Source organism: Cohnella sp. CFH 77786 (assembly GCF_019400745.1).
Taxonomy (GTDB): Bacteria; Bacillota; Bacilli; order Paenibacillales; family Paenibacillaceae; genus Cohnella.
Map to the genome: position 1 here is coordinate 55,949 of NZ_WJIB01000005.1, position 26,797 is coordinate 82,745.

At 55.9% G+C, this 26,797-nt stretch carries 22 protein-coding genes and 1 riboswitch; of the genes, 18 read left to right on the top strand and 4 right to left on the bottom strand.

All coding sequences use genetic code 11. The annotated features are described in order from the left end of the window. Window positions 1-86 precede the first annotated feature (86 nt). The 11 genes from GE107_RS09435 to GE107_RS09485 all read left to right on the top strand — a co-directional run bounded on the left by GE107_RS09435 (window position 87) and on the right by GE107_RS09485 (window position 11,396). On the top strand, window positions 87-1,634 hold the full coding sequence (locus tag GE107_RS09435) for a family 10 glycosylhydrolase (protein WP_219639446.1): 1,548 nt from the start codon (window positions 87-89) through the stop codon (window positions 1,632-1,634). 108 nt (window positions 1,635-1,742) lie between these two features. Then, window positions 1,743-2,810 (top strand): M42 family metallopeptidase, encoded by a 1,068-nt coding sequence (locus GE107_RS09440; protein ID WP_370636331.1) that lies wholly within the window; start codon window positions 1,743-1,745, stop codon window positions 2,808-2,810. Window positions 2,811-2,828: 18 nt separating this feature from the next. Then, the gene (locus tag GE107_RS09445) at window positions 2,829-3,377 is read left to right on the top strand and encodes a GNAT family N-acetyltransferase (protein WP_219639448.1); all 549 of its coding nucleotides are present in this window, start codon (window positions 2,829-2,831) and stop codon (window positions 3,375-3,377) included. A 7-nt stretch (window positions 3,378-3,384) separates the two neighbouring features. Further along, entirely contained in the window at window positions 3,385-3,648 is a 264-nt protein-coding gene (locus GE107_RS09450) for a YqkE family protein (RefSeq protein ID WP_219639449.1), read from the top strand. A gap of 32 nt (window positions 3,649-3,680) precedes the next feature. Then, window positions 3,681-4,376, top strand: a complete 696-nt coding sequence (locus GE107_RS09455; protein WP_219639450.1) for a metal-dependent hydrolase — start codon at window positions 3,681-3,683, stop codon at window positions 4,374-4,376. 111 nt (window positions 4,377-4,487) lie between these two features. Further along, window positions 4,488-5,363: an AraC family transcriptional regulator gene (locus GE107_RS09460; RefSeq protein ID WP_219639451.1), complete on the top strand. Its 876-nt coding sequence runs from the start codon at window positions 4,488-4,490 to the stop codon at window positions 5,361-5,363. A gap of 115 nt (window positions 5,364-5,478) precedes the next feature. Then, complete coding sequence (locus GE107_RS09465) at window positions 5,479-6,435, top strand: ABC transporter permease (protein WP_219639452.1); 957 nt, start codon at window positions 5,479-5,481, stop codon at window positions 6,433-6,435. A 21-nt stretch (window positions 6,436-6,456) separates the two neighbouring features. Further along, a complete protein-coding gene (locus GE107_RS09470; protein ID WP_219639453.1) occupies window positions 6,457-7,350 on the top strand; it encodes a carbohydrate ABC transporter permease in 894 nt (297 codons plus the stop codon). A 67-nt stretch (window positions 7,351-7,417) separates the two neighbouring features. Then, window positions 7,418-9,082: an extracellular solute-binding protein gene (locus GE107_RS09475; protein WP_219639454.1), complete on the top strand. Its 1,665-nt coding sequence runs from the start codon at window positions 7,418-7,420 to the stop codon at window positions 9,080-9,082. A 35-nt stretch (window positions 9,083-9,117) separates the two neighbouring features. Next, window positions 9,118-10,098 (top strand): N-acetylglucosamine kinase, encoded by a 981-nt coding sequence (locus tag GE107_RS09480; RefSeq protein ID WP_219639455.1) that lies wholly within the window; start codon window positions 9,118-9,120, stop codon window positions 10,096-10,098. Next, window positions 10,095-11,396 (top strand): 6-phospho-beta-glucosidase, encoded by a 1,302-nt coding sequence (locus GE107_RS09485; RefSeq protein WP_219639456.1) that lies wholly within the window; start codon window positions 10,095-10,097, stop codon window positions 11,394-11,396. The genes GE107_RS09480 and GE107_RS09485 overlap by 4 nt, the downstream gene beginning before the upstream one ends. A gap of 107 nt (window positions 11,397-11,503) precedes the next feature. Here GE107_RS09485 and GE107_RS09490 read toward each other — a convergent pair whose 3' ends face one another. From GE107_RS09490 to GE107_RS09505, 4 genes are read right to left on the bottom strand one after another with little or no spacing between them, the layout of a single operon-like run. Further along, a complete protein-coding gene (locus GE107_RS09490; protein ID WP_219639457.1) occupies window positions 11,504-12,457 on the bottom strand; it encodes a DMT family transporter in 954 nt (317 codons plus the stop codon). Beyond that, window positions 12,454-13,119 (bottom strand): TetR/AcrR family transcriptional regulator, encoded by a 666-nt coding sequence (locus tag GE107_RS09495; RefSeq protein WP_219639458.1) that lies wholly within the window; start codon window positions 13,117-13,119, stop codon window positions 12,454-12,456. Before GE107_RS09495 ends, GE107_RS09490 begins: the two co-directional genes overlap by 4 nt. A gap of 29 nt (window positions 13,120-13,148) precedes the next feature. Further along, window positions 13,149-14,168 (bottom strand): ABC transporter permease, encoded by a 1,020-nt coding sequence (locus GE107_RS09500; protein ID WP_219639459.1) that lies wholly within the window; start codon window positions 14,166-14,168, stop codon window positions 13,149-13,151. Then, complete coding sequence (locus tag GE107_RS09505; RefSeq protein ID WP_370636332.1) at window positions 14,165-14,923, bottom strand: ABC transporter ATP-binding protein; 759 nt, start codon at window positions 14,921-14,923, stop codon at window positions 14,165-14,167. Before GE107_RS09505 ends, GE107_RS09500 begins: the two co-directional genes overlap by 4 nt. Before the next feature lie 488 nt (window positions 14,924-15,411). Between GE107_RS09505 and GE107_RS09510 the strand changes: the two genes are divergently transcribed. The 7 genes from GE107_RS09510 (at window position 15,412) to kdpB (ending at window position 26,785) form a co-directional block, all read left to right on the top strand. After that, complete coding sequence (locus GE107_RS09510) at window positions 15,412-16,509, top strand: helix-turn-helix domain-containing protein (RefSeq protein WP_219639460.1); 1,098 nt, start codon at window positions 15,412-15,414, stop codon at window positions 16,507-16,509. Window positions 16,510-16,979: 470 nt separating this feature from the next. Next, window positions 16,980-19,397: an RNA polymerase recycling motor HelD gene (gene helD / locus GE107_RS09515; RefSeq protein WP_219639461.1), complete on the top strand. Its 2,418-nt coding sequence runs from the start codon at window positions 16,980-16,982 to the stop codon at window positions 19,395-19,397. A gap of 152 nt (window positions 19,398-19,549) precedes the next feature. Further along, window positions 19,550-20,326, top strand: coding sequence for a TerC family protein (locus tag GE107_RS09520; RefSeq protein ID WP_219639792.1), 777 nt, complete (start codon window positions 19,550-19,552; stop codon window positions 20,324-20,326). A 221-nt stretch (window positions 20,327-20,547) separates the two neighbouring features. Continuing rightward, window positions 20,548-20,706, top strand: a riboswitch (cyclic di-AMP (ydaO/yuaA leader). Between the two features lie 121 nt (window positions 20,707-20,827). Then, on the top strand, window positions 20,828-22,654 hold the full coding sequence (locus GE107_RS09525) for an APC family permease (protein WP_219639462.1): 1,827 nt from the start codon (window positions 20,828-20,830) through the stop codon (window positions 22,652-22,654). 288 nt (window positions 22,655-22,942) lie between these two features. After that, entirely contained in the window at window positions 22,943-23,020 is a 78-nt protein-coding gene (kdpF, locus tag GE107_RS27105; protein ID WP_370636346.1) for a K(+)-transporting ATPase subunit F, read from the top strand. Between the two features lie 36 nt (window positions 23,021-23,056). Continuing rightward, window positions 23,057-24,736 carry a potassium-transporting ATPase subunit KdpA gene (kdpA, locus tag GE107_RS09535; protein ID WP_219639464.1) on the top strand — a complete coding sequence of 560 codons (1,680 nt, stop codon included), beginning with the start codon at window positions 23,057-23,059 and terminating at the stop codon, window positions 24,734-24,736. Window positions 24,737-24,754: 18 nt separating this feature from the next. Next, window positions 24,755-26,785 (top strand): potassium-transporting ATPase subunit KdpB, encoded by a 2,031-nt coding sequence (gene kdpB, locus GE107_RS09540; RefSeq protein ID WP_219639465.1) that lies wholly within the window; start codon window positions 24,755-24,757, stop codon window positions 26,783-26,785. Window positions 26,786-26,797: the final 12 nt, after the last annotated feature.

Genomic DNA, 26,797 nt, shown 5'->3' on the forward strand with positions numbered 1-26,797 from the left:
AGCAGCAACAACAGGGCATGCGTGAGCGTCAAAAAAAGATGGATATGTACTTGTATCGGATACACGGATAGGAGGAAACAAGGAAAATGACGCGGTTTCGAAAATGGTTCTCCGGCCTATTCGCCGTCTTGCTGGGGTTGTCCCTGCTGGTTCCGGTCAGCCATGCACAGACGTCTCAAGCCATCCGGATCTACCTGGACGGCCAATGGGTTCGCAGCGACGTCTCGCCGTACATTTTGCCTAAGGCCAACCTGACGATGGTTCCCGTACGCGTCATCAGTCAAGGGCTGGGCGCTTCGGTCGCCTGGACGCAGAAGACGAAGACGGTGACGATCCGGAAGTCCGGCGTGACCATCGTGATGATCGTCGGTCAGAAAACGGCGACCGTGAACGGAGCGAAAGTGCCGCTCGACGCACCGGCTGCGCTGAAGTCGAGCCGCGTCACCGTCCCGCTGCGATTCATCAGCGAACGGTTGGGCTTGCAGGTCAAGTGGAATCCGGACTATCGATGGATCCAGTTGATCTCCAAACCGGGCCACGAGATCAAGGGAGCCTGGGTATCCACCGTCTATAATTTGGACTGGCCATCTGCCAATTCCTATGGAAATTCGGACCGGCAGAAAGAGGAGTACGCCGCACTGCTCGACGACCTGCAAGGAATGGGCCTGAATGCCGTATACGTGCAGGTTCGACCGAATGCGGACGCGCTATATCCGACGAAGCTGGCGCCTTGGTCCCAATATTTGACGGGCGTGCAGGGCCAGGATCCGGGCTACGACCCGCTCTCTTACATGCTGGAGGAAACCCACCGCAGAGGGATGGAGTTCCACGCCTGGTTTAACCCGTTCCGGGCGGGTACCGATGCTTCCACGGCGGCTCTCGCTCCTGAGCATGTCGCTCTTGCGCACCCCGATTGGATCGTGAACGCCGGCGGCAAGCTGTACGTCAATCCGGGCATTCCCGCGGCGCGCCAACACATCATCGACGTCATCATGGAAGTCGTCAAGCGGTATCCGATCGACGGCGTTCACCTGGATGATTATTTCTATCCCGAAGGCGTCGAGTTCGACGACGAAGCCGCGTTCCGGGCATACAACCCCAAGCAGCTCGACGATAAAGGCGAATGGCGGCGGGACAACATCAACGATTTCATCAAGAAGCTCGGCCAGTCCATCCATGCCGCCAAACCTAGGCTTTCCTTCGGGATCAGCCCCTTCGGCGTCTGGCGCAACCGGGACGACGATCCGACCGGGTCGGATACGCGGGCCGGCATCACGGCTTATGACGACATGTACGCCGACGTCCGAACGTGGATTCGAGGCAATTGGATTGACTATGTCATGCCGCAGATTTATTGGAGCATCGGATACTCCCCCGCCCGTTACGAAACGCTCGTGGAATGGTGGGCCCGCGAGGTCGACGGCAGCAAGGTGAAGCTGTATATCGGCCATGCGCCTTACAAGCTGGGGACAGAGGAGGCTGGCTGGCAGAGCGCGGACGAGATCGTGGCCCAGCTGAAATACAATGAAGCGTTCCCGCAAGTGAGGGGAGACGTCTTCTTCAGCGCGAAGGACCTACGGCGCAATCCGCTGAATGTCGTGCCTGCGCTCCGCGCGTATTACAAGGAATCTTGAAGCAGAACGGAATTCCGCATTCAGGCCGGGATTCCGTTCTTTTTCCGTCCGAGGCCGAACATGATACAATGGAAAAGCGCGCTTCATGCGGCGAAAGGAGGCCGGGTTGTGACCGAAACTTTGAAACCCGATTTGAATCGGGCCTACATTCTGGAAGTACTGCGAACTCTTCTGGCCATTCCGAGTCCGAGCGGTTATTGCCATGACATCATGAGCCGGGTTTCCGAGGAAGCCGCGAGGCTGGGCTTCTCCCTGGAAACAACGCCGAAGGGCAACGGGATCCTGACGATTCCCGGCACCGGCTCCGCCGGCGATCCGGCGAAAGGAACCATCGGTTTGACCGCTCACGTCGATACGCTGGGCGCGATGGTTCGCGCGGTCAAACCGGACGGCAAGATCCGGTTCACCCCGATCGGCGGCTACGCCATGCAGACAGTGGAAGGGGAGTATTGTCTCATCCATACCCGAGATGGGAGGAAGTACGAGGGGACGGTCCTGTCGACCAAACCTTCCGTTCACGTCTATCCCGATGCCCGCGACTGGAAACGGGAAGAAGCCAACATGGAAATCCGGATCGACGAGCCGGTGAAGTCCAAGGAAGATACCGAGAAGCTCGGCATCGCCGTCGGCGACTTTATTTCCTGGGACCCTAGAACGCGGATGCTGGATAACGGATGGATCAAATCCCGCCATCTCGACGACAAAGCGAGCGTCGCCGCCTTGTTCGGTTTGCTGGAATGGCTGGCGAGAGCGGACAGAACGCCGGTGCGTCCGGTGAAAATCATCTTCTCCACCTACGAAGAAGTGGGTCACGGTAGCTCCCATATTCCCCCGGACATCATGGAGATGATCGCGGTCGATATGGGCGCCATTGGAGACGACCTGTCCGCGACCGAACGGGACGTGTCCATTTGCGCCAAAGACTCTACGGGACCGTACGATTACGAGATGACCTCGAAGCTGATCGAACTGGCCAAGCGGGAAGGTATTCCTTACGCCGTCGATATTTACCCGCATTACGGATCGGACGCGTCCGCCGCGCTCCATGGAGGCAGCAACATCCGGGCCGCTCTGGTCGGTCCCGGCGTTCATGCCTCGCACGGTATGGAGCGAACGCATGCGGACGCGATCGTGGGTACCGCCGCGCTGCTTCTCGCGTACATCTTGGAAAGTTGATCGGCGAGGACGGCGGAAATGGTGTTCGATACTTATGACCGATTAGACGTCCCGCACGGGGAGGAAGCGATGCGGATCTACCGCGCATCGTTCCCGCAGTCAGGCCGGAAACCGGATGCCGTCATTCAAGCCATGTTCGACCGGCGGATGGCGTACCTGCATACGGAGAGCATCGAAGACCGAGTGACGGCAATGGCTATCACCGGCGTCATTCCGCAGGCGAACGTACTGCTGATCGATTACTTGGCGGTGGCGGGGGAGGTTCGCGGCCGCGGAATCGGCAGGCGGCTCGTGCAGCATATCGCCGGTTGGGCACGGGAAGAGAAGCGGCTGGCAGGCATCATTCTGGAAGCGGAAGCGGATCCCGGAGAGGAGAACGAAGAACGCTTCCGTTTCTGGCAGCGCTGCGGCTTCACCTCGACCGAATACGTACACAAGTATATCTGGGTTCCGGAGACGTACCGCGCGCTGTACATGGCCTTCGATCCCGAGTGGCGAGTGTCGGACCGGGGAGAGACGATGTTCCGCTGGATCGGGAATTATCACAGAAAAGCGTTCGCGAGGTGAGAAAAGCATGAAGAAGAATCGAAGGGGACGACCGGAGGCGACAGCTGCGCAGTCCCCGGAGAAGCCGGCGACCTTGCGCGATATGCTGGACGCGGAGACGCTTTCCAAGCTGAAGGCGGCTTCCCAAGCCATGCAAGAGGAAGAAGCCCGCGAGCGGGAACGGAAGCGGGTTGAAGCCGAGAAGGCGCGTCTCGCCGAGCAGAAGCGGCTGGAAAACGATTTCGCCTACCTGCTTGACAACAGCCGCCAGGATTGGAAAAATTTCAAGTAGCCTAAGCGAAATAGATTCTAGGAGGGACTCTCATGGAGATTATTTATCATGGCCATTCCTGCGTCCAAATCGTCACGAACGGCAAATCGCTCCTCATTGATCCGTTTCTGAGAGGCAATCCGATCGCGGTCACGAAACCGGAAGACATCCGAGCCGACTACATCCTGCTCACCCATGCCCATACGGATCATATCCTGGACTGCGAGCCGATCGCGCGCGCGAACGATGCGACCGTCGTGGCCACCTTCGAGCTGGCCATGTACATGTCCGGGAAGAAGCTCAAAACGATCGACATGAACATCGGAGGTACGGTCGATCTCGGTTTCGCCAAAGCGAAAATGATCCAGGCATTCCACAGCTCCGGCATTTTCCTGGAGGAAGGGAAGATCATTTACGGCGGCATGCCGGCGGGCTTCATCATCGAGGCTGAAGGGTTGACCATGCTGCATGCGGGGGATACGGCGCTGTTCTCCGACATGAGAATGATCGGAGACCGGCACCGGATCGACGTCGCCTTTCTTCCGATCGGAGACCATTACACGATGGGACCCGACGATGCCCTTCAGGCCGCGGAATGGTTCGGCGCCAAGCTGGTCATTCCGATCCACTACAACTCGTTCGCGCCGATCCGCCAGGACGCGGAACGCTTCGTCCTCAGGCTCGAAGCCCAAGGCCGTCAAGGCAAGGTGCTGGCGCCGGGAGAATCGCTGCAAATCACGGTCGGGTAACGCCGCTAGGGCGTCCCGGTTTTTTTCTTGCATTCGGGCCTCCCAAACGGGTTGAGATTTTCGCGGGACCGAGCGATACTAGACAAAAAACGCGGAGGGAACGATAGCGAAATGAGAGGAACGGGCGGGATTCCGAAGGAGATTATCAAACACAACAGGCAATACCCGATATACATCGGCGATACGGCAGGCGTAACGTCCAGCTATCAGAAGCTGCATTGGCACGACGTGCTGGAAATCAATCTGATTAAACGGGGGACAGGCTACTATATCATCAACGGCCAGAGGATCGAATTTCGGCAGGGAGACATTCTGCTGATCAATTCCAACGATCTTCATTGCGCTTACGAATCGGAGAATCTGGTCATGCTCGTCATCACCTTCGACAAGGCCTGGCTCCTCGGCAATCTCCGCTACGACCCGGAAATTCTCAGCCCGTTCCACGAGATGGGAGTCCGCTTCGCGAATCTGCTCGACCGTACGCATCCAACCATGCCGGCGCTCCGTTCCATTCTCCTCCAACTGCAGGAGGAACACGCCGGTGAAAGCAGATCCTATGCCTCCATGGTATACGCCCAGCTGCTTCTGTTCCTGGCCCATGTCAATCGCGATTTTCGCATCCAAGAGCGCAAGAAGCCGAGGGAGACGATGAGCTCCGTGCAACTGGATAAAGTGCGGTCCGCGGTACAAGCCATGGAAGAGCGCTATTCGCACCCGTGGACGCTGGAGGAGCTCGCTTCGCTCGTCTTCTTGAGCCCGTCCAGATTCAGCGAAATTTTCCGCCGGGGAGTCGGCATGGCGCCGATGGAGTACCTCATCCGTATCAGGCTGGAGCAGGCCATGTCGCTTCTCGAAACCACGAATCAGAAAATTACGGAGGTCGCGCTGGAATGCGGTTTTCGAAGCTTGTCCAACTTTAATCGGCTGTACAAGCAGCATATCGGAGTCCCTCCGAGAAGGACCAAGGCAAACATTTTCAAACATTAGTAAGATAGCGTAAGTTTTCCGTCGTTTTGGCGGAGAAAACCCCGATTGTTACCGGTAGAATGCAAGAAGAAAGAGGGCATTTTACATGGTGATAACAATTCGGGAGGTCGGACGTATGCCGCAAAAATCCGCTACATCTATTGAACGGCAGCCATCCGGAAAGCCCGGCAACGTCCGGAGATGGCTCCGGCAGTGGGATATTCAGCTCATGGTTCTTCCCGCCATGCTCTTCATTCTCGTCTTCCACTACATCCCCATGTACGGCGTTATGACCGCGTTTCAAGACTACAGCCTCTTCAAAGGGTTTGTGCACAGCCCTTGGGTCGGATTCAAGCACTTCGAGATGTTTTTCGGCGCTCCCGTCTTCGGCACGGTCATGCGCAACACTCTGGTGATCAGCTTGCTGAAATTGATCGTCGGATTCCCCGCCCCGATTGTTCTCGCCCTCTTGCTGAACGAGGTTCGGAACCGCGCCTTCAAGCGGACGATCCAGACCGTCAGCTACTTGCCCCATTTCCTGTCCTGGGTCATCGTGTCCGGATTCGCGGTCTCCATGCTCTCCACGGACAACGGAAGCGTGAACATCCTTCTGGAAAAACTCCGTCTGATCGACGAACCGATCCGTTTCCTGTCGATGCCCGAATATTTCTGGGCGATTCTCGTCACGACGGGCGTGTGGAAAGAGATCGGCTTTGCTTCCATCGTGTATCTGGCCGCCATCGCAGGCGTCGATCCGCATCTGTATGAAGCCGCTTCCATGGACGGAGCCAGCCGATTCAAACAGATGTACAAGATCACGCTTCCCTCCATGATGCCGGTGATCGCCGTTTTCTTCATCCTCGCCGTCGGAAATCTGCTGAACGCGGGCTTCGAGGATATTCTCCTGCTCGGTTCCAATCCGATTCTTCGCGATGTGAGCGACGTGCTGGATACGTACGTGTACCGGATCGGAATCGAGAACTCGCGCTATTCTTACGCGACGGCCGCGGGTCTGTTCAAAGCTGCGCTTAGCGTCGCGCTGCTCGCCGGCGCCAACTATATCGCCCGCAGATCGGGGAACAGCCTGTGGTAACGGAAGAGAGGGGTTCTGCGCATGAAACGGTCGGCTAGCGACAAGACGTTGTCCATTTTCATCTACGCCGTGCTTGGCATTCTCGGGTTTGCGGCTTTCTATCCGTTCTGGAACGCGGCCGTCATCTCCTTCAATTCCGGCGCGGATACGATGAAAGGCGGAATCACGTTCTGGCCCCGGTCATTCTCGCTGGAGAATTACGAGGTCGTCTTCCGGGACGAACGTCTGGTGAACGGTTTCGTCATCTCCGTGCTGCGGACGGCGGTCGGAACGATCGGCTCCATCCTGGCGACTTCCGTCTTTGCATACGGGATGACCAGGCGGGAATTGATCGGCAAGAAGTTCTATATGATCGCCTGCATCGTCACGATGTATTTCAGCGGCGGTCTCGTTCCGAGCTACCTGCTGATTCGGGAGCTGGGACTGATGGATACGTTCTGGGTAATGGTCATACCCGGGATGGTCAGCGTTTGGAACATGATCGTGTTCCGCGCGTTTTTCCAAGGCATGCCTTCCGGCCTAGAGGAGTCCGCGAAGATCGACGGCAGCTCGAATTGGGGCGTGCTGTTCCGGATCATTCTCCCCTTGTCCGGTCCCGTCATCGCCACGCTGTCGCTTTTCACCGCCGTCTACCACTGGAACGATTGGTTCGCGCCGAGCATCTATATCTCGAATGTCGATTTATTGCCCATCCAGACGAAGCTTCAGCAGATCTTAAGCTCGAACATCATGAACGAACAGATGGCCCGGATGGATTCGTCGGCGAGCAGCCATCTGAACCGGATGAGGTCGGTGACGACCCAGTCACTGTCGATGGCGACCATGATGGTGGCGACCGTTCCGATTCTGTGCGTGTATCCGTTCGTCCAGAAATACTTCGTCAAAGGCGTATTGGTCGGCTCGTTGAAGGAATAAGCGTTTCTGCCTGCGGGTTTAAGCGAGAGCTAAACCATAGATGAACATGGGGAAGGGAGTCAGAGCGATGAAATCGGGAAAGAAGAGCGTTCCATGGGTGTTGACGGCGTTGTTGGCCGCGGTGGTCGTATTGACCGCCTGTTCGAAAAACGAAAATTCGTCCGCCGCTTCGGACAGTCCGGCCGGCCAATCGGCAGGCGGCGAACCGGCGTCCTCCGGCACGGCTTACGAGCTGGGGAAGGAGCCGCTGGAATTTTCCTTCTACGGCCATTACGACTGGTACACGATGCCGAATTGGGGAGAAGACTTAGCGACGAAGTGGATCAAGGAGAACAAGAAGGCGAACGTCGTACCGGTCAGCTCCGGAGGCAACGCCAAGCAGAAGCTGAGCACGATGATCGTGTCCGGCGAGCTGCCCGACGTGATCTGGATGGAGCGCGGTCCCGACGTGGAGAAGCTGCGGTCGGAGGGCCAGCTCGCCGCGTTCGACGATTACCTGGATAAATACCCGAATTTGAAAAAATGGGCGGGCGAATCGACGCTGGACATGCTTCGTTCTCCCGACGGCAAGCTGTACCAATTCCCGAACTGGTACACCACTCAACCGAACGGGAATGCGGGTTATCTGGTCAACAAGAAAATCTATGAGGAACTCGGCTCTCCGAGTCTTGCGACGACGGACGATTTGTATGCCTACCTCAAGCAAGTGAAAGAGAAATATCCCGGCGTCATTCCGCTCGAGTCCGGTCAAGGCGCGGAGGCCGTCGATATTCTGACCTCCGCCTTCGCGGAGAACCGTCCGCCTCTTTTCAGTTCGGCGAGTATGATGGCCGTACCTTCGGGCGACAAACTGACGTCTGTGTTCACCGATCCCGCCTTCCGCGAAGCGCTGCAGTACGCCAATAAGCTTTACCGGGAGAAGCTTTTGACGCAGGATGCATTCAGCCAGAAGCTCGAACAGGTCGAACAGAAAATCGTGACGGGCAAAATCGCGGTCTATGCGGCTTCCAGCCCGACGGAATTCGGCTCCAAAGGCAATGCGGCGATGAAGGCGAACGATCCGAACGCGGGATACATCATGGTGTGGCCGGTTCATAAGCCCGGACTCGACAAGAACAAGATCTTCCCGGGCGATTACAAGCAGCTCGGCTGGAACGTCAGCGTCATTACCAAGTCGGCCAAAAATCCCGAAGCGATTTTCGCTTTCCTGGACTGGTTGACCGGGCCGGAAGGACAGCGGATCATCATGTGGGGACCTGAAGGGCTGTATTGGGAAGGCACCGACGGCGACGGCGCTCCGCTCTTTACCGACAAGTTCGTCAGCGATGCGAACGGACGGGACGAATTGATGAACGCGACCGTCAACTTCCAATGGAACGGCAATACCGTCTATGTGGACAATTCGAAGACCAAGTTCGAATCGAAGCTTCCTCCCGAGAAGCGCAACTGGGAGACTCGGTGGCAGCAAGAGATCACCTGGAAGACGCAATTCAACGCGACGGAATTCGTCAATCTGGATCCGGCCGGAGACTCCGAGGAAGGCATTATCGCCCAAGAGGTGAGAGAGCTGTACGAAAAGGCGAAGGCGCAGGCGGTGATCGGGGCAAAGTCGGAAGACGAGGTGCTTGCGATTCTCGATCAGGCCGAGAAGGACGCGCAGAAAGCCGGCTATGATCGGCTTCTCCAATTCAAGACGGCGAAATGGCAGGAAAACCGCGGCAAATTGAAATAATCCATTTGCGGCATACAAGCTGGGAGCGAATGAACTTGAATTATTATTTGGGCGTTGACGGAGGAGGCAGCAAGACGTTGGCCATCGTGTCGGATTCGGCCGGGCGTGTGCTCGGCCGCGGCATCAGCGGATGCGGCAATCATCAACTGGGCGCCGAAGCCGCGAGACGGAATATCCGGGAAGCGGTGGATGAGGCTTTGGCTCGGGCGAAACTTGGGAGAACGGAGATCGCGCATGCGGTGTTCGGCTTGGCCGGGGCGGACCGGGAGGCGGACTTTCGGGTGTTGCGTCCGATGATCGCGGACATCGGCTTCGGCTCCTGCGGTATCGTTTGCGACACGGTGATCGGCTTGAGGGCCGGAACGCGGCAACCGGACGGAGTCGTGGTCATTTGCGGCAGCGGAACGAATTGCTACGGCGTCAACAAACGCGGCGAGCATTATCAATGCGGCGGCTTCGGGTACGCGTTCGGGGATTTCGGCGGCGGCTCCGATCTTGCCGTGGAAGTATTCCGGTCGGTTATCCGTTCGTGGGAAGGAAGAGGAAGAGAGACGCTGCTGACGGAAGCGACGCTTCGGGCACTCGGCTATCCGGACGTGCGGCGGATGTTCGACGACTTCCTGGACGAAGGGAAAAGAATTCCGCCGGGGCTTGTCAAGCTTCTGTTCGAGGTCGCGGGCGAAGACGAGGTCGCCAGAGAGATCTTGCGGCGCCAAGGGACCGAACTCGGACTCGCGGCGAGCGCGGTCATCCGCAAACTCGGCATGGAAGCCGACCAGTTCGATCTCGTCATGGTGGGAAGCGTGCTGACAAGGGGCAACAGCGAATACGTGGCTCCTTACATCGAGCAGGAGGTCGCCCGCAGGGCCCCGGGGTGCTCTCTGCGCTTGCTCACGATGGAGCCTGCGGCGGGAGCGCTGCTGCTGGCGATGGAACAAGCCGGCGCGAGCGTGGGACCGACTCTATACGAGAACCTGGAATTCCATCTCTCGGTGAAGGAGACCAAACCGGCATGAGCCCACGATTGAAAATCGCCGTCATCGGCGGAGGATCTTCCTATACGCCGGAGCTGATCGAAGGCTTCATCCGCCATTACGGGACGCTGCCCGTGACGGAGATCGTGCTGGCGGATATCGAGGAAGGCTTCCGCAAGCTGTCCATCGTCGGGGAATTGGCCCGCCGGATGGTCGCCAAGTCCGGATTGCCGATCGAGGTCAAACTGACATTGGATCGCCGAGCCGCACTGGAAGGGGCGGATTACGTCTCGACGCAGATGCGGGTCGGCCTGCTCGAAGCTCGCGGCTGGGACGAGACGATCCCCCTGAAATACGGCATGATCGGGCAGGAGACAACGGGACCCGGCGGGATGATGAAGGGGCTGCGCACGATCCCCGTTCTGCTTGAGATTTGCCGGGAGATGGAGGAGCTTTGTCCGGAAGCGTGGCTGCTGAACTTTACGAACCCCGCAGGGATGGTTACGGAGGCCATTCACAAGCATTCCCGCATCCGATCGATCGGGTTGTGCAACTCGCCGATCGCGGCATACAAGTGGCTGTCCGCCTTGTATTCCGTACCGGTCGAGCGGATCGAATGCGAATTCGTGGGCCTGAACCATCTGCATTGGATCAGCCGCGTTACCGTGGACGGGGAACCTAAGCTGGCCGAGCTGCTCGGCGGCGGGGACGGCTATTCCGCGAACAACGTTCCGCAGTACGAATGGAACGCTGGTCTGATCCGGGGGCTCGGTGCCATTCCCTCCTACTATTTGAAATATTACTATCTGCATCGCGAGATTCTCGAAGAGCAGTTGGCTGCAGCCGCCCGGGGCGAGACGCGTGCGGAGACGGTCAAACGGCTGGAGGACGAACTGTTCGAAATTTACCGCGATCCCGATCTGTCGGAAAAGCCGAAGCAGCTGGAACAACGAGGGGGGGCCTATTATTCGGAGGCGGCCGTTCGGCTTATGAACTCCCTCTATAACGATACCGGCGACATCCAGACGCTGAATGCGGCCAATCAGGGCATTCTCGATTTCCTCCCGGACGATGCCTGCATCGAGGTGAACTGCAGGGTCACCCGGCAAGGTCCGATCCCTCTGCCTGTCGCGACGGTGCCGCCGTCCGTGAAGGGACTCATCCATGCGGTCAAAATCTACGAACAGCTGACGATCGAAGCGGCCGTAAACGGGGATAAAGAGCGGGCATTGCTGGCGCTGGCGCATCATCCGCTCGTTACGTCCATCAACGACGCGGAGAAAATGCTGGATGAAATGCTGGAGCGCAACCGGCGCTATTTGCCGCGGTTCTTCGCCTGAACGGAGCCTGGCGGTCGGTGAAGAGACGACGGCCCAAATCGATACCGGTCCGAATGATAAAGCCTGAAGGCACCCGATCGAACATCCGGGTGTCTTCAGGCTTTTGACTAACGTTCAAGCGTCTGGCCGTCGGTATAGGATGCCGCGGGCGTCACGCCAGCAGCCCCGGGCTTCAAATAAAGCAGCAGGCCGATGATCACCAGAATGCCTCCGGCGATTTGGAAGCCGGTGACCATTTCGCGGAACAGCACCATGGCCAGAAGGCTGGCGCCGACGGGTTCGGCGAACACGCTCATGGAGATCGTGGTGGCGCTGACGTAGGTCAGCAGCCAGTTGAACACCATGTGTCCGAACACCGTCGGCACGATCGCGAGCAAGAGGAATATGAGCCATTCCTTGCCGGGGTATCCGGCGACCCGGACGCCGGCGGACAGATTGTACACCGCGAAAAACAGAAACGTGACCGCGAACACGATCAGGCTGTACAAGTAGGACGACACGCGGGTTAAAATCCGTTTGGCGAGCAGCATGTTACCGGCGATGGCCAGCGTGGAGAAGAAGGAGAGGGCGTCTCCAACGAACGCGGAACGCGAGATGCCGAGATCGCCCGAGCCGACGAAGACGACGCCCGCGATCGCAACTACGAGACCGAGCACGGCGGCTTTGGCCGGCTTATCACGGAAAAAAGCGAAGGCTCCGATCATGACCAGCACGGGCTCCAGCGACAAGATAATCGTCGAGCTCGCGATCGACGTATAGTCGATGGATTCCATCCAGAGCAGGAAATGCAGCCCCAGAAAGATGCCCGCGAAACCAAGAAGCATCCAGTCCTTACCGGAAATCCTCAGAATGCCGGGGAACTGCTTCGTTCCGAACGGAAGCATGAGGAGCAGCGTAAACAGCATGCGGTACATGCCCTGAACGGACGCCGGCGCCTCCGAGTACCGGACGAGAATCGGCGCGAAAGAAATGGCGATCATGCCGACGAGAAGCGGAATGATGGGTGCGATGGGCGGCGATGGCGGGAAAGGGTTGCCGGTTGATCGTTTCTTTGTCGTCATTTTTCCGGAGCCAGACCTCTCATGATGTAGTCGATCGTCGCCTGACGCTCCCGCTCGTCGTCCCATACGGCGCCTTCTTCCATGCCGTAGAAGGTCCGAATCATGATGTAGCCCGCGATCGAGGATACCGCCAATCGAATGACGGTCGATGTCGGGAGATCGATGATCTGTCCTTTTTCCTTGAAGCGGTCGACGACTTTCTCTACGCGTTCTTTGACTTGCGAGAAGATGATCTTCCGGAACTGTTCCCGTAGATCGGGGTGGAACGGGAGCTCCTGGAGCAAGATTTTCATGAGGCTTTTGTTTTTATCCAGAAAATCGAGCCGGTTTTCGATCATCGCGGCGATGAATTGGTCGAACGATTCGTATTCCGTCTTCAGGACGTCCTTGAATTCACGCAGCACGAACGGAGCGATCAATCTGAGCATGGCTGGGGCCACGATGGACAGCAGCAGGTCCTTCTTCGTCTTGTAATGGCGGAAAATCGTCCCTTCGGCAACGCCAGCCCGCGACGCGATTTCGCTCGTCGAAGTGGCGGAATACCCTTTTTCGGCGAAGATTTCGATCGCCGCTTCGAAGATCCGGCTTTGCTTTTCCGTCATGCTGTTCCCGGAAGCGCCGTTCAGCAGTTCTTCCATCCAAGGTTCCAAAGGTTCGTTCATTCGTCACACTCCTACAAACTTTCCGCCGGTCAGATCGCGCGTTGTTTTCTGAGCGCAACGACGTTCAGCAACGCAAACGCGACGGAGAAACCGAGCAGCACGTATACATCCGTTTCAATATCGTCGAATCCTTCGCCGCGCAGCATGATGCCTCGCATGGCGTCGGCACCGTAATACAGCGGCATGATATAGCTCAACTTCTGCAGCCAAGGATCCATGGCTTCCAGATTGAACAATCCCGAGAAAAAGACTTGCGGGACGATAACAAGGGGAATGAACTGAATAATCTGGAATTCGCTCCCCGCGAAGGACGACAGCAGCGTGCCCAAGGTGAGCGCCGTAAGCGTAAGCAGAAGGTTCATCAACAGGACAAGCCAAATGGAGCCATCCATATAGAGGCCGAGCACGTCGATGGAGAACCACGCGATCAGCGAAGCTTGCAGCAAGGTGAACAGCCCAAATCCGAGCAGATAGCCCGCGACAACCTCCGAGCGGCGGATCGGCGTGGCCAGCAGCCTTTCCAGCGTTCCCGTCGTCCGCTCGCGCAGGAACGCGACGCCGGCAAGCAGGAACACGAAGAAGAAAGAGAAGAAGCCGATAAGCACCGGGCCGAACGAATCGAAAGAGGACAAATCCTCGTTACCGTGCAGATACGAAACGGCAGGCTGTATCGTCAGCATATCGGCCTGGATCGATTTTTGCAAGACCAGCATGACCGCCTTGTTCATCGAAGGGTCGCTGCCTTCGAGCAGAATGGAAGGTTTTCCGCCTTCCAAGGAGAATACGGCGTCCAGCTTGCCGTCCCGCAAAGCTTGTTCCGCTTCTTCTCTGTTCGCGTATGAAGTCACGTGCGCGCCGTCCGGATCGATTCGATCCGTCATCGGAGCGGGAATGCCTACAGTGCCGATATCCGGCTTCACCTGCTGGCCGTTAAACACGAAATGCATGAGCGTCAGGACGAGCAGGGGGGCGAGGAACAGCAGTGCCAGCGTTCTCTTGTCGCGGACGAACTGGCTGATGATGCGGGTCGCGAGAGCTCGGGTTCTCAAGCGCGGACACCTCCCCCGAGGACGATAAACGCTTCTTCGATCGAATCGGCACCGCTTCGGTCCTTGAGCCCTTGCGGCGAGTCGACCGCGTGCAGTCTTCCGTCTCTGATGAGGCCGATCCGGTCGCATTTGTCCGCTTCGTCCATGACGTGGGTCGTCAAGATGATCGTTGTCCCCCGGTCGCGAAGGGCCGTAAGCTCTTTCCAGATCGACTGCCGCAGGACGGGATCGATGCCGACCGTCGGCTCGTCGAGGATGAGCAGCTCCGGCTCGTGCAGCAGCGAGATCGCCAGCGAGAGTCGGCGCTTCATTCCGCCGGAGTAGGCGGCAACGGGTTTGTTCAGATGGTCGAGCAAGTCGACGACCGACATGGCCGCCTGAATCCGCTCCTTGCGGCGTGCGCCCGAGAGTCCGAACAGGGAGGCGAAGAAAAGAAGATTTTCTTTGGCGGTGAGCTCCTGATACAGCGCGTCGGATTGCGCCATGTAGCCAAACCGTTGAAGCATCGACAGCTTCGGCATTTTCTCTCCCAGCATGACCACTTCGCCCTCATCGGCTTTGTCGATGCCCGTGATTAGTTTGATTAACGTCGTTTTGCCCGAACCCGAAGGGCCGAGCAACCCGAATATTTCCCCGCGTCCAACGCGGAGCGCGATGCCGTCCAGCACCGTCCGCTTGCCGAACCGGCGCGTTATGCCTTGCAAATCGACAACCGGCTCAGGTGCGGACTTGATGTTCGTATGGGTCTGAACCACAGATTCCAACCTCCCATGAATGTGAGTAATCACTCATTTTGGATGACAATGCCATCTTAACATGACGAGGTCGATTTGTGAAGTGAGTAATCACTCATTTAGGCGAACGAGTTGACAGCAATCCTCCCTCAAGGTCTTTTTTCTTTCCCCACCCAGGCCAAGAACAAGAGCTGAACAACGGCCGCCGGCGTATATCGGCAGCCGTTGTTCAGCTATCGGGCAGGATAATGGAAATGATCTGTAGAAAAAACCAATAAATAAAAAGCGACAAAAGTAGGGTATGGCGGGTGGATTCCAGATCTCGCAGATGCTGTGGGGTCATCTGGCTACCTACCCTCTTTGGCGATGTTCAATCAGGGCGATTCAACCCGCGGTTGAATGAACGCGTGTGACAAATTCAACCAACTCTTGATAGGATGACGGTTGCGGAAATGCTATGCTGATTTCGACAGTGCGCACTGTACACTTTGTTAAATCGGAGGTGTAGGATGCTCGACTTACGCAAAGTTGGAGCTTATATTTCGAAGCTTCGCAAAGACCAGGATCTGACCCAATTGGAACTTGCCAATCTACTGAATGTAAGTCATCAAGCGGTTTCGAAATGGGAACGGGGCGACTCGCTGCCGGATATCGGAACGCTTCCGCAGTTAGCGAGGTTATTTGGCAAAACGGTAGACGACATTTTAAATGCAGGGGAAAGCGCAGAAAATCGGGAGCACCGGCACCTAGGAAGGATCGTTGAGGAGATCGCAGAGAACAGGACGGAACAAATTGCAGGGATGATCAATACCGGAGAGGTGGAGGTGGAAGAGCTTTTAGAAGTGGCGCCGTTTGTAAAGGAAAGCGCTCTGCATAAGGTTACTGAACGATTAGACAGCAGCGTCCTTAAGTTAGACGTGATCATGAGGTTGGCGCCGTTCCTCGGAACAGATACATTGGATGAACTGGTTCGTCAGGCAGAAGATGGCGAAATTGTGTGGAGTGCGATTACCGGACTCGCTCCGTTCGTCAGCAGTGACACATTAATCCGACTGGTAGATAAATCGATTGACGGTTCCTTGGAAGTGAACCTTCTTGTTGGAATTGCCCCGTTTCTTGGAAGAGAACATGTGGATCGGTTGGTACAACAAGCCGAAGAGGGTAGCTTAAGCTGGAATGTCGTTAATGGACTGGCACCTTTTATTAGCAGGGAGACATTAAGCCGTCTGGTAGACCGGGTTGCAGACGGCACTATCGATGCAAACCGGATCGTAAGCCTCGCACCTTTCCTGGGGAGGGAGCAGGTGGATCGGTTGGTACGAGAAGCCGAGGAAGGCAGCTTGATATGGAATGCCGTGAATGGACTGGCCCCCTTTATTAGCCGAGAGACGTTAAGCCATTTGGTAGACCGGGTTGCAGATGGTACCATCTCTGCGAACCGGATCGTAAGCCTCGCACCATTTTTGGACAGGGAACATCTCGAGAAATTGATTGGTAGAGTCGAAGCCGAACATCTAAGCCCGGATCTGCTGGCAAGTCTTGCTCCTTTCGTCGATCAAGGGACATTGAGCAGAATGGTGACAAACTTATTAAATAAAGCAAAGTAAACACGTATATCGGAAATCGGCGATGCATAGACAGTCGGCGATCCCCAAAGCTACCGGCTTGAAATTCGGTAGCTTTTTGTTTGGAATTTCGGATGATTGTGAACCAGCAATACACAGAAACCTAAACCTTCCAAAGTTTTATAATTGTCACGACACCTAGACGGATGAATACATAGGTCATTTTCTGACAGCTTAACTCCGCGTTGGGTGCAGATTTGAAGAAAATATTCTCGCTAAACGAGATCCTGCAGAGACGGTTTGACGCTTCCCTAATAACGAGGGTTCGGAACCCAGTGAAAAAACTAATTGAACACAAATAAGCGCAATGATATAATCATAAGCGCAATTGAAAAATTATGATTTTGCTTCAACCGAAATCATCTCTTCTTTAATTATACTCCCGGAACTTTGATTTGTCAATGCGCTTTTTATCCCCCCAAAACCCTAATAAGGAGCGTGTTCAGGGAGAAATGGAACCGAAGGATTGGCGCCAAGAACGGGAGCGGCTGGAATGGGTCAGGAACAAGCTGCGGGCGAGAATCGCCGAACTGGAGCCGGAGGTTGCCGGACTGCGCGATCAGGCTGCGGACATCCGCAAGCGGTTTTGGGAAGAAGTTACGATCAATACAAGCACGGACGAAGAGTTCGAAGAAACCTTCTACACGATTAAGCAGCAATCCGCGGTGTTAGCCGAACGGGAACGCGGCCATAAGCTGTTGACTCAGCAATGGAAGATCATGAACCGTTTGCTCCCGTCTCCTTATTTCGGACGTATCGATTTTCACGAGGATGGCCTGGACTTCAGCGAGCAAATCTATATCGGCGTATCTTCCTTCGTCGACGAAGACGGATTGAGCTTTCTGATCTATGACTGGCGTACGCCGATCGCGAGCCTGTACTACGATTATTCCACTGGCCCGGCATCTTATGTCACGCCGGCCGGACGAATCGAAGGGACGATGGAGCTCAAACGGCAGTTTCAGATTCAGAACGGGGAAATCCGGGGCATGTTCGACGCGAGCGAAACGATCGGTGATGAATTGCTGCAGCAAGTGCTCGGCAAAGGCGCGGACTCGCAAATGAAGAGCATCGTGGCCACCATCCAGAAGGAACAAAACGCCATCATCCGCGATGACGGCAGCCGAATGCTTATCGTACAGGGGGCGGCCGGCAGCGGCAAGACTTCCGCGGCATTGCAGCGGGTGGCGTATTTGCTGTACAAACACCGCCAGACGATCAGGGCCGATCAGATCGTTCTATTCTCGCCGAATCCGATGTTTGCCGGTTACATCTCCACCGTGCTCCCGGAGCTCGGTGAAGAGAATATGCAGCAGACGACTTTTCAAGAATATGTCGACTATTGGCTAGGTTCCTCGTTACGGCCGGAGGATCCCTTTGAACAGATCGAATTTGTACTGACCGCACATGGAGCGCCGGGGTATGAGGCTCGTCTTCAGGGGATCGAGTATAAAACTTCCGAGGCTTTCCTGCAAGCCCTGCAGAACTATGGAATGTGGCTGGGACGGGAAGGCATGCGATTCAACGGGATTCGGTTTCGGGACCGCGATTTGATTACCGGGGAGCAAATGAGAGCGAAATTTTACGGTTTTGACCGTTCCCTGCCTTTGTTCAATCGTGTCGTTCTGTTGCAGGAATGGCTGTTGAAGGAACTGGCTTCGCTGGAACGCAGGGAACGGGAAGCGCCTTGGGTGCAGGATGAGTTGAGTTTTCTCGACATCGAGCAGTACGCGGAAGTCTTCGGATTGCTGCATAAAGAGAAGGAACTATTCGACCTCGCGGAACATTACGCCGCAGTTCGCGAGAAATTAAGCAACAAGCCCCGGGAAGACGAGGGCGACTTTGACTTCGCCCGGAAGGAGGAAGATCTGCTCCGCCGAAGGATCGTGAAAGAATATTATAAACCGCTCCGGAAAAGCGTGAAGAAATTCTCGTTCGTGGATGTCAAAGGCATCTATGGCCAATTGTTTGAGTGCGGAGCCGCTTATCGGCAGAGAACGAATGGGGCCGTCGTTCCCCCGCTGTGGCCTGAAATATGCAGGCAAACCCAGGAAGCGCTTCTCCGGAACGAGTTGTTCCACGAGGATGCGACCCCGTATTTGTATGTGAAAGAACTGATCGAAGGCGTCCGGACGAACACGGAAATCCGGTATGTCTTCGTGGATGAGGGCCAGGATTATTCGCCGTTTCAATTTGAATATCTCAAAAAGCTGTTTCCCCGGGCCCGGATGACCGTGCTCGGCGATTTCGGGCAAGCGATCTTCATGCAGGCTACCTCTTTGGACGCGCCTGATTCTCCGCTGGTCCGCCTATACGGCGAAGCCGAAACAAGCCTTGTCCGTCTTGTGCGCAGCTATCGTTCCACCAGGGAAATTGTCGAATTTACGAAATCGATGCTTCCTGGCGGGGAAGAAATCGTACCGTTCGAAAGGAGGGGGCCAAAGCCCCTTCTGATAAGACTGGATAGCGGGGAGAAGCGTGAGGCGCGAATGCTGGCAGACGTCGCGGCGCTTAAGGTCGAGGGTTTCGATTCCATCGCCGTTATTACGAAGACCGCAGCCGAAAGCCGGGAGGCCCATGAAAACTTACGGATTCATGGAGGCGAAGCACCGCGGCTCATCACGAAGGAGACGCTGGGTTTTGAAAAAGGAGTGATGGTCATTCCCGTTTATCTCGCCAAAGGTGTCGAGTTCGATGCCGTCTTGGTCTACGATGCCTCATCCGAAGCTTACGGCCGGGAGAGCGAACGCAAGCTTCTTTATACCGCGTGTACGCGGGCTATGCACCGGCTTCATCTTTACGCGACGGGCGATTGGTCGCCGTTCGTGCAGGCATTGCCTGCGCATTTGTACGAGAAGTCGCCAAATTGACGGATATTTGAATCAAACTCATGCCAGGATGAAAAAAGTTGAACTCCTTCGGGCAGTTAATACGTATACCTATTGCCGGCAAGTAAATAATTACTGCATTGGACTCAGCTGGCTATAACTCATGACTAGCGCTGTCGAAAGGAGAATTCATGTTGGAGTCATTGTGGTTGGAATATGCGTGGGCTTTACTGATTCTGATCGGTTTGGAAGGATTGCTGTCGGCTGACAATGCGCTCGTGCTTGCGGTCATCGCCAAACATTTACCGGACGACCAGAAGAAACGGGCGATCAATTATGGTATCATAATGGCCTTTGCCTTTCGTTTTGCAGCTCTATTTGCGATTTCCTTTATCGCGAATGTCTGGCAGGTGCAGGCGATCGGCGCAGCCTATCTTCTATACCTGGGTATAAAGCACATCATCCAAGCGCGGTTCGGGAAGAAGAATGAACATACCCACAAGGACCAAAAGCAAGAAGCGGCAGGGAAAGGCTTCTGGCCTACGGTGGGAAAGATTGCGCTGGCTGACCTCGCCTTTGCCATAGATTCCATTCTTGCCGCGGTAGCGCTTGCGCTCGGACTGCCGGATTCGCCGCTTGGCGAGTTCGGCGGCATGGACGGCGGACAATTTATCGTCGTGGTGCTTGGCGGGATTGCCGGCTTGGTTCTGATCAAATATGCAGCTTCCTGGTTTGTAAAGCTGCTTGGCCAACGCCCGGCGCTTGAGACAACGGCTTATGCAATCGTTGCCTGGGTTGGGGTAAAGCTTGCGGTCATTACGCTTGCCCATGAGGATATCGGGGTTTTGGATCCGCATTTTCCCCACAGCACGGTCTGGACTTCCGTCTTCTATGTTGTCCTGGTCGCGATAGCCCTTCTTGGATGGTTTGCGCCCGGCAACAAACCGTCCAGGGCCGAAGATCAACAATAGCCATGCTTCAATAGTACACCGAGAAAAAAGAGGGATCTCATCCCCTGGGAGAGAAACCTCTTTTTTTCGCGTTTGGACGATTTACCGCGAAAAATCCGTTGAAGCTGAGGATTGCCTTTATGTAAACGCTATTTTCGTCATTGGCTTTGAATATTCCGGGATTAAGCCTCTCATATCCCAATTGGCAAATCTGTCATGGGGGAGTATGATCATCCGGTAAGACCATTCACTCGCTGAATTTCCACATCGGAAAACGGGGGAACCAACGGCGGCGATGTCCGCCCGGGGTGAATCGGAGGCGCTTCGTACAGCGTCACCGTAGGGCGACTCTATACGCCCGAATCCGTCAGCTAACCTCGCAAGCGTGTTAGAGAGGAGAGACTGCACCGATTCATGCGGCCGCAGGGGATAACCTCTGCGGTTTTGTTGTGGTAAAAATCGGATTCGAGGAAAAACTACTTCAGCGGGCAGTAAGACGAAACAATTTCGGATGGTGAAAACGTGGTAACTCAAATCAAACGCTTTTTGCTTGGACGTCCCCTTAAATCCACGGAATTAGGGGAACAGAAACTTCGAAAAACCAAGGCTCTGGCCATCCTTTCTTCCGATGCTTTATCATCGGTTGCCTACGGTCCCGAACAGATTCTGATCGTGCTCATGACCGTCGGCGCTGCCGCATTCTGGTATTCGATCCCGATCGGGGTCGGCGTGCTGATCTTACTGGTGGCGCTCATCCTGTCGTATCGCCAAATCATCTTTGCTTATCCGCATGGAGGAGGCGCATATGTCGTCTCCAAAGAAAACCTGGGGCTGTACCCGGGGCTGATCGCCGGCGGCTCGCTTTTGGTGGATTATATTCTTACGGTCGCGGTAAGCGTGTCGGCGGGAACCGATGCGATCACTTCCGCTTTCCCGAGCCTGCATGAGCATAATGTGAGCATTGCCGTTACCTTTGTCATTTTGCTTACCATTTTGAATTTGCGGGGCGTGACGGAGTCCGCTTCCATATTGGCTTATCCGGTGTATTTATTCGTTTTGGCCCTATTCATCCTGATCGGGGTTGGCATTTACCGTACCATGACGGGGGCGGTGCCCCCGGATTTGCACACGCCTGTGGGAACGCCGATCGCGGGGATTACGTTGTTTCTACTGCTGCGGGCATTTGCCTCAGGAAGCTCGGCGCTGACGGGCGTGGAGGCGATTTCCAATGCGATCCCGAATTTCAAAGAGCCTTCGCCCCATAATGCCGCGAAGACGTTGATGGCGATGGGTTTCTTGCTGGCGCTCTTGTTTTCCGGCATCGTGTATCTGGCCTACGATTACGGTATCACGCCTCGCGCCGAAGTGACCGTCGTCTCGCAAATCGCGGAAACGACATTCGGCCGGCACTTCATGTACTTCTTCATTCAAGGCACGACCGCGATGATCCTGATCCTGGCGGCGAACACGGGATATTCGGCATTTCCGTTGCTTGCGGTGAATCTTGCCAAAGATAAATTCATTCCCAGAATGTTTACGGTAAGAGGCGACAGGCTCGGATATTCCAATGGCATTATCATGCTCGGCATCTTGTCGATCGTCCTCATTATCGCTTTCGGGGGTCAAACCGAGCATTTGATTCCGCTGTACGCCGTCGGCGTCTTTATCCCTTTCACGCTGTCGCAGACGGGGATGATCTTCAAGTGGGTCCGGCAGAAGCCGCCGGGTTGGCTGCCCAAACTGCTCATTAACGCCGCCGGCGCCTTGATTTGCTTCATCATTACGATCATGTTCTTTATCACGAAGTTCGAGCAGGTTTGGCCCGTCTTGATCTTCTTGCCGGCGATCATTATCCTGTTCCATCGCATTCGGAAACATTACGAAGCGGTCGGGGAACAGTTGAGACTGGCGACCTGCGAGCCTGCGATGCCGATCGAAGGCAATGTGATCATCCTTCCGGTCTCCGGAATCACGCACGTCGTCGAGCATTCGATCAACTACGCCAAGTCGCTTGCGGCGGATCAAATCATCGCGGTGTACGTTCCGTTCGAGAGAGAAGACGAAGCGCGGTTCGAAGAAAAGTGGAACAAGTGGATGCCGGACGTCCGGCTGGTGACCTTGCATTCACCTTATAGGAGCATTATTCAGCCGTTAAGCCGGTTCATCGATTCCGTGCAGCGCAAAGCCGTCGAATCGCATTATCAGGTGACGGTGATCATCCCGCAATTCATTCCGAAGAAGGGATGGCACAACTTCCTGCATAACCAGACCAGCTTCATGATCCACACCCATCTGTTGTTCCGGAAAGATGTCATCGTGACAACCGTACCGTATCATTTGAAGAAATAGCCTGACAACCGGACAAAAAAGCAACTTCCGTCTATCGGAAAGTTGCTTTTTTATATTTTTTTTACGCCTTTGCCGCCTTATTTTTACCCCGTTTTTACGGCGACTCGTATTAGAATCTGTTCTGTAGCAACGATCTCCTATCCGAACTTTAGGAGGCGCAATCCATGAAGGAGGCTGTTCCATGCTGGATCTTGGCATGATTCTGATGTTGGCGGGTCTGTTCGCTCTGCTGTACGGCTTTGCGGCCTGGTGCGATCGGGTCTCGAGCGAAACGGGGGGAGAGGGCAAATGATCGTCGTAACCGTCTTCGCGGTTCTCATTTTCGTTTATTTGATCTACGCCCTGGTGAATCCGGAAAAATTCTGATCCGGATCGGCTTGTTGGAATCGAGGAGGAAAATCGATGGGCATCCTGCAAATCCTGATTGTCCTGGCCGTTGTCGTGCTGCTCGTGAAACCGCTGGGCACCTACGTGTACCATGTGTTTTCGAACGAACCGAATCGGACGGACCGCATTTTCGGAGCGTTTGAACGGTTCATCTATAGGCTGATCGGGCTCAAAGACCGCTCCGGCATGACATGGAGAAAGTACGCGCTCACCTTACTACTGACCAACATCGTTCTTGTCGCCTTCGGATACGCGATTCTGAGGTTGCAGAAATTTATGCCGCTGAATCCGAACGGCATGGACAACATGGAACAGACACTTACTTTCAACACCATAATCAGCTTTATCACCAATACGAATCTGCAGGATTACAGCGGTGAAACGGGTCTCTCGTATTTTTCGCAGATGGCGGTCATCATGATGATGATGTTCACCTCTGCCGCGACCGGGTTTTCCGTGGCGATTGCGTTCGTGCGGGGCATTACCGGCAAAGGCCAAACGATCGGAAACTTCTTCGAAGATTTCGTCAAAGCGCATACGCGCATCTTTATTCCGTCGGCCGTACTGGTTACCTTGCTGCTGGTGGCGCTTCAAGTGCCGCAAACGCTGCATCCGACATTGACGGTGACAACTTTGGAGGGAACCACACAGCATATCGCGATCGGACCGGTGGCCGCATTGGAATCGATCAAGCACCTCGGGACGAACGGCGGCGGATTCTTCGGGGCCAACTCGGCGCATCCGTTCGAAAATCCGAGTCCGCTGACCAATGTCATCGAAATCTTGTCCATGTGGCTCTTGCCGGCTTCGTTGCCTTACACGTACGGCTTGTTCGCGAAAAACAGGAAACAAGGCTGGGTTGTTTTCAGCGCCATGATGACCTTGTTCCTCGTGTTCTTGACGACTGTATACTGGGCGGAGCTTCGCGGCAACCCGGCTCTTAGCGCGATGGGGATCGACGCTTCTCAAGGCAGCATGGAGGGCAAAGAAGTCCGCTTCGGCATCCCGCAATCCGCGCTGTTCACGGCCGTGACGACTGCGGCGACGACGGGGTCCGTCAACAACATGCACGATACGCTGACGCCGCTCGGAGGCTTGGTCCCGCTTGCGGAGATGATGCTGAACGTCGTATTCGGCGGCAAAGGCGTAGGGCTCGTCAATATGCTGATGTATGCCATCCTGGGCGTGTTCCTGTGCGGCTTGATGGTCGGCCGAACGCCCGAGTTCCTGGGACGCAAAATCGAGCCGCGCGAAATGAAGCTCGTGGCGGTGGCGATTTTGATTCATCCGCTCATCATTCTGGCTCCGACCGCCATCGCTTTCCTGACGGATCTCGGTCAAGGCTCCATTACGAATCCGGGACCTCACGGCATTTCCCAGGTCCTGTACCAATACACCTCATCCGCGGCAAACAACGGTTCGGGGTTTGAAGGCCTGGCGGATAACACGCCGTACTGGAACATCACGACGGGGATCGTGATGCTGCTGGGCCGGTATATCTCGATGATCGCCATGCTGGCCGTTGCCGGATCGCTCGTCCGCAAGCAGCTGGTTGCGGAGACGATCGGCACGTTCCGGACGGATAACACGCTGTTTTACGCCATCCTGATCGGTACGGTTCTGATCATCGGGGCGCTTACGTTCTTGCCGGCCATCGTTCTTGGACCGATCGCCGAACAACTCAAGCTGGGCTAATGACGAGGTGAACCGTATATGAGTAACCAACGCAAATCGATGCTGACATCCGCGATCGTCAACCGTGCGATTCGGGACAGCTTGATCAAACTCAATCCGATTGGCATGATGAAAAATCCCGTTATGTTCGTGACCTACGCCGGTACATTCGTCGTCCTGCTCATGATCCTCTTCCCGGGATACTTTAAGGCAACTGACGATTTCGGATTTAATATGACCGTATTCTTCATTCTCTTGTTCACCCTTCTGTTCGCCAACTTCGCGGAGGCGCTGGCGGAAGGCCGCGGGAAAGCGCAGGCGGATACGCTGAAAAAAACGAAGAAGGAAACGACGGCGAACAAAATGGTCGGAGGGGCCATCAAAGTCGTTCCATCGACAGAGCTGCGGAAAGGCGATACCGTCGTCGTCTCGCAAGGCGAAATGATTCCCGGTGACGGAGAAGTCATCGAGGGTCTGGCTTCCGTCGACGAATCGGCGATTACGGGCGAATCGGCGCCGGTCATCAAGGAGGCGGGCGGCGATTTCAGCTCCGTTACCGGCGGAACCCGCGTCGTGAGCGACCGGATCGTGGTTCGGATTTCCACCGACCCCGGAGAGTCGTTTCTCGACCGGATGATCTCGCTCGTGGAAGGCGCCAAACGCCAGAAGACGCCGAACGAGCTGGCGCTGAACACGCTGCTGACCAGCCTGACCCTCATCTTCCTGATCGTTGTCGTCACGCTCGGACCGATTGCCGGATATCTGAATGTCGAACTGAAGGTCCCGGTGTTGATTGCTCTTCTGGTCTGTCTCATTCCGACGACGATCGGCGGCCTCTTGTCCGCCATCGGGATTGCCGGGATGGACCGCGTCACGCAATTCAACGTGCTCGCCGTGTCCGGTAAAGCAGTCGAGGCGGCCGGCGACATCAATACGATGATTCTCGATAAAACCGGTACGATTACGTACGGGAACCGGATGGCGAGCGAGTTCATTCCGACAGGCGGCGTGAGCCTGGAGACGGTTGCCGAGTGGGCCGCGGTCAGCTCGGTTCATGACGAAACGCCCGAGGGCCGCTCGGTGATCGAGCTCATGAAAAAGCAATCCCTGAGATATGACGAATCGATTGCGGATGGCGCCGAATTCATCGAGTTTAAGGCGGAAACCCGGATGAGCGGCGTCGATTTGAAAGACGGGCGCAAGGTTCGCAAAGGCGCGGTCGATGCTGTAAAGAAATGGGTGGCCGCGCAAGGCGGAACGATCCCGGCCGATCTGGATGCCCGAAGCGATTCGATCGCCCGCGAAGGCGGGACGCCCCTCGCCGTCGCCGTCGGCAATCGCATTTTCGGCCTGATCTATCTGAAGGATACGGTAAAACCCGGCATGCGCGAACGGTTCGACCAACTGCGGCAGATGGGCATCAAAACGATCATGTGCACCGGAGACAATCCGCTGACCGCGGCTACGATCGCAAGGGAAGCCGGGGTCGACGATTTCATCGCCGAGAGCAAGCCGGAAGACAAAATCGCGGTGATCCGCCGCGAGCAGGCGGAAGGCAAGCTCGTCGCCATGACCGGGGACGGCACGAACGACGCTCCCGCGCTCGCGCAAGCGGATGTAGGGCTCGCGATGAACAGCGGAACGGTCGCCGCCAAGGAAGCGGCCAACATGGTCGATCTGGATTCCGACCCTTCCAAAATCATAGAGGTCGTATCCATCGGCAAGCAGCTGCTGATGACCCGCGGCGCGCTGACGACATTCAGCATCGCGAACGACATCGCCAAGTATTTCGCGATCATTCCGGCCATGTTCATCCTCGCAATCCCGGAGATGAAGGTGCTCAACGTAATGGGATTGGGATCGCCGGAATCGGCCATCCTGTCGGCTTTGATTTTCAACGCGATCATCATCCCGCTTCTCATTCCGATTGCGATGAAAGGCGTGGCTTACAAACCGATGAGCGCATCCCGGCTGCTCAGACGCAATCTCGTCATATACGGGCTGGGCGGCGTTATCGTTCCGTTCATCGGGATCAAGCTGATCGATCTGATCGTTCATCTCTGGATATAATCGGCCAAGGAG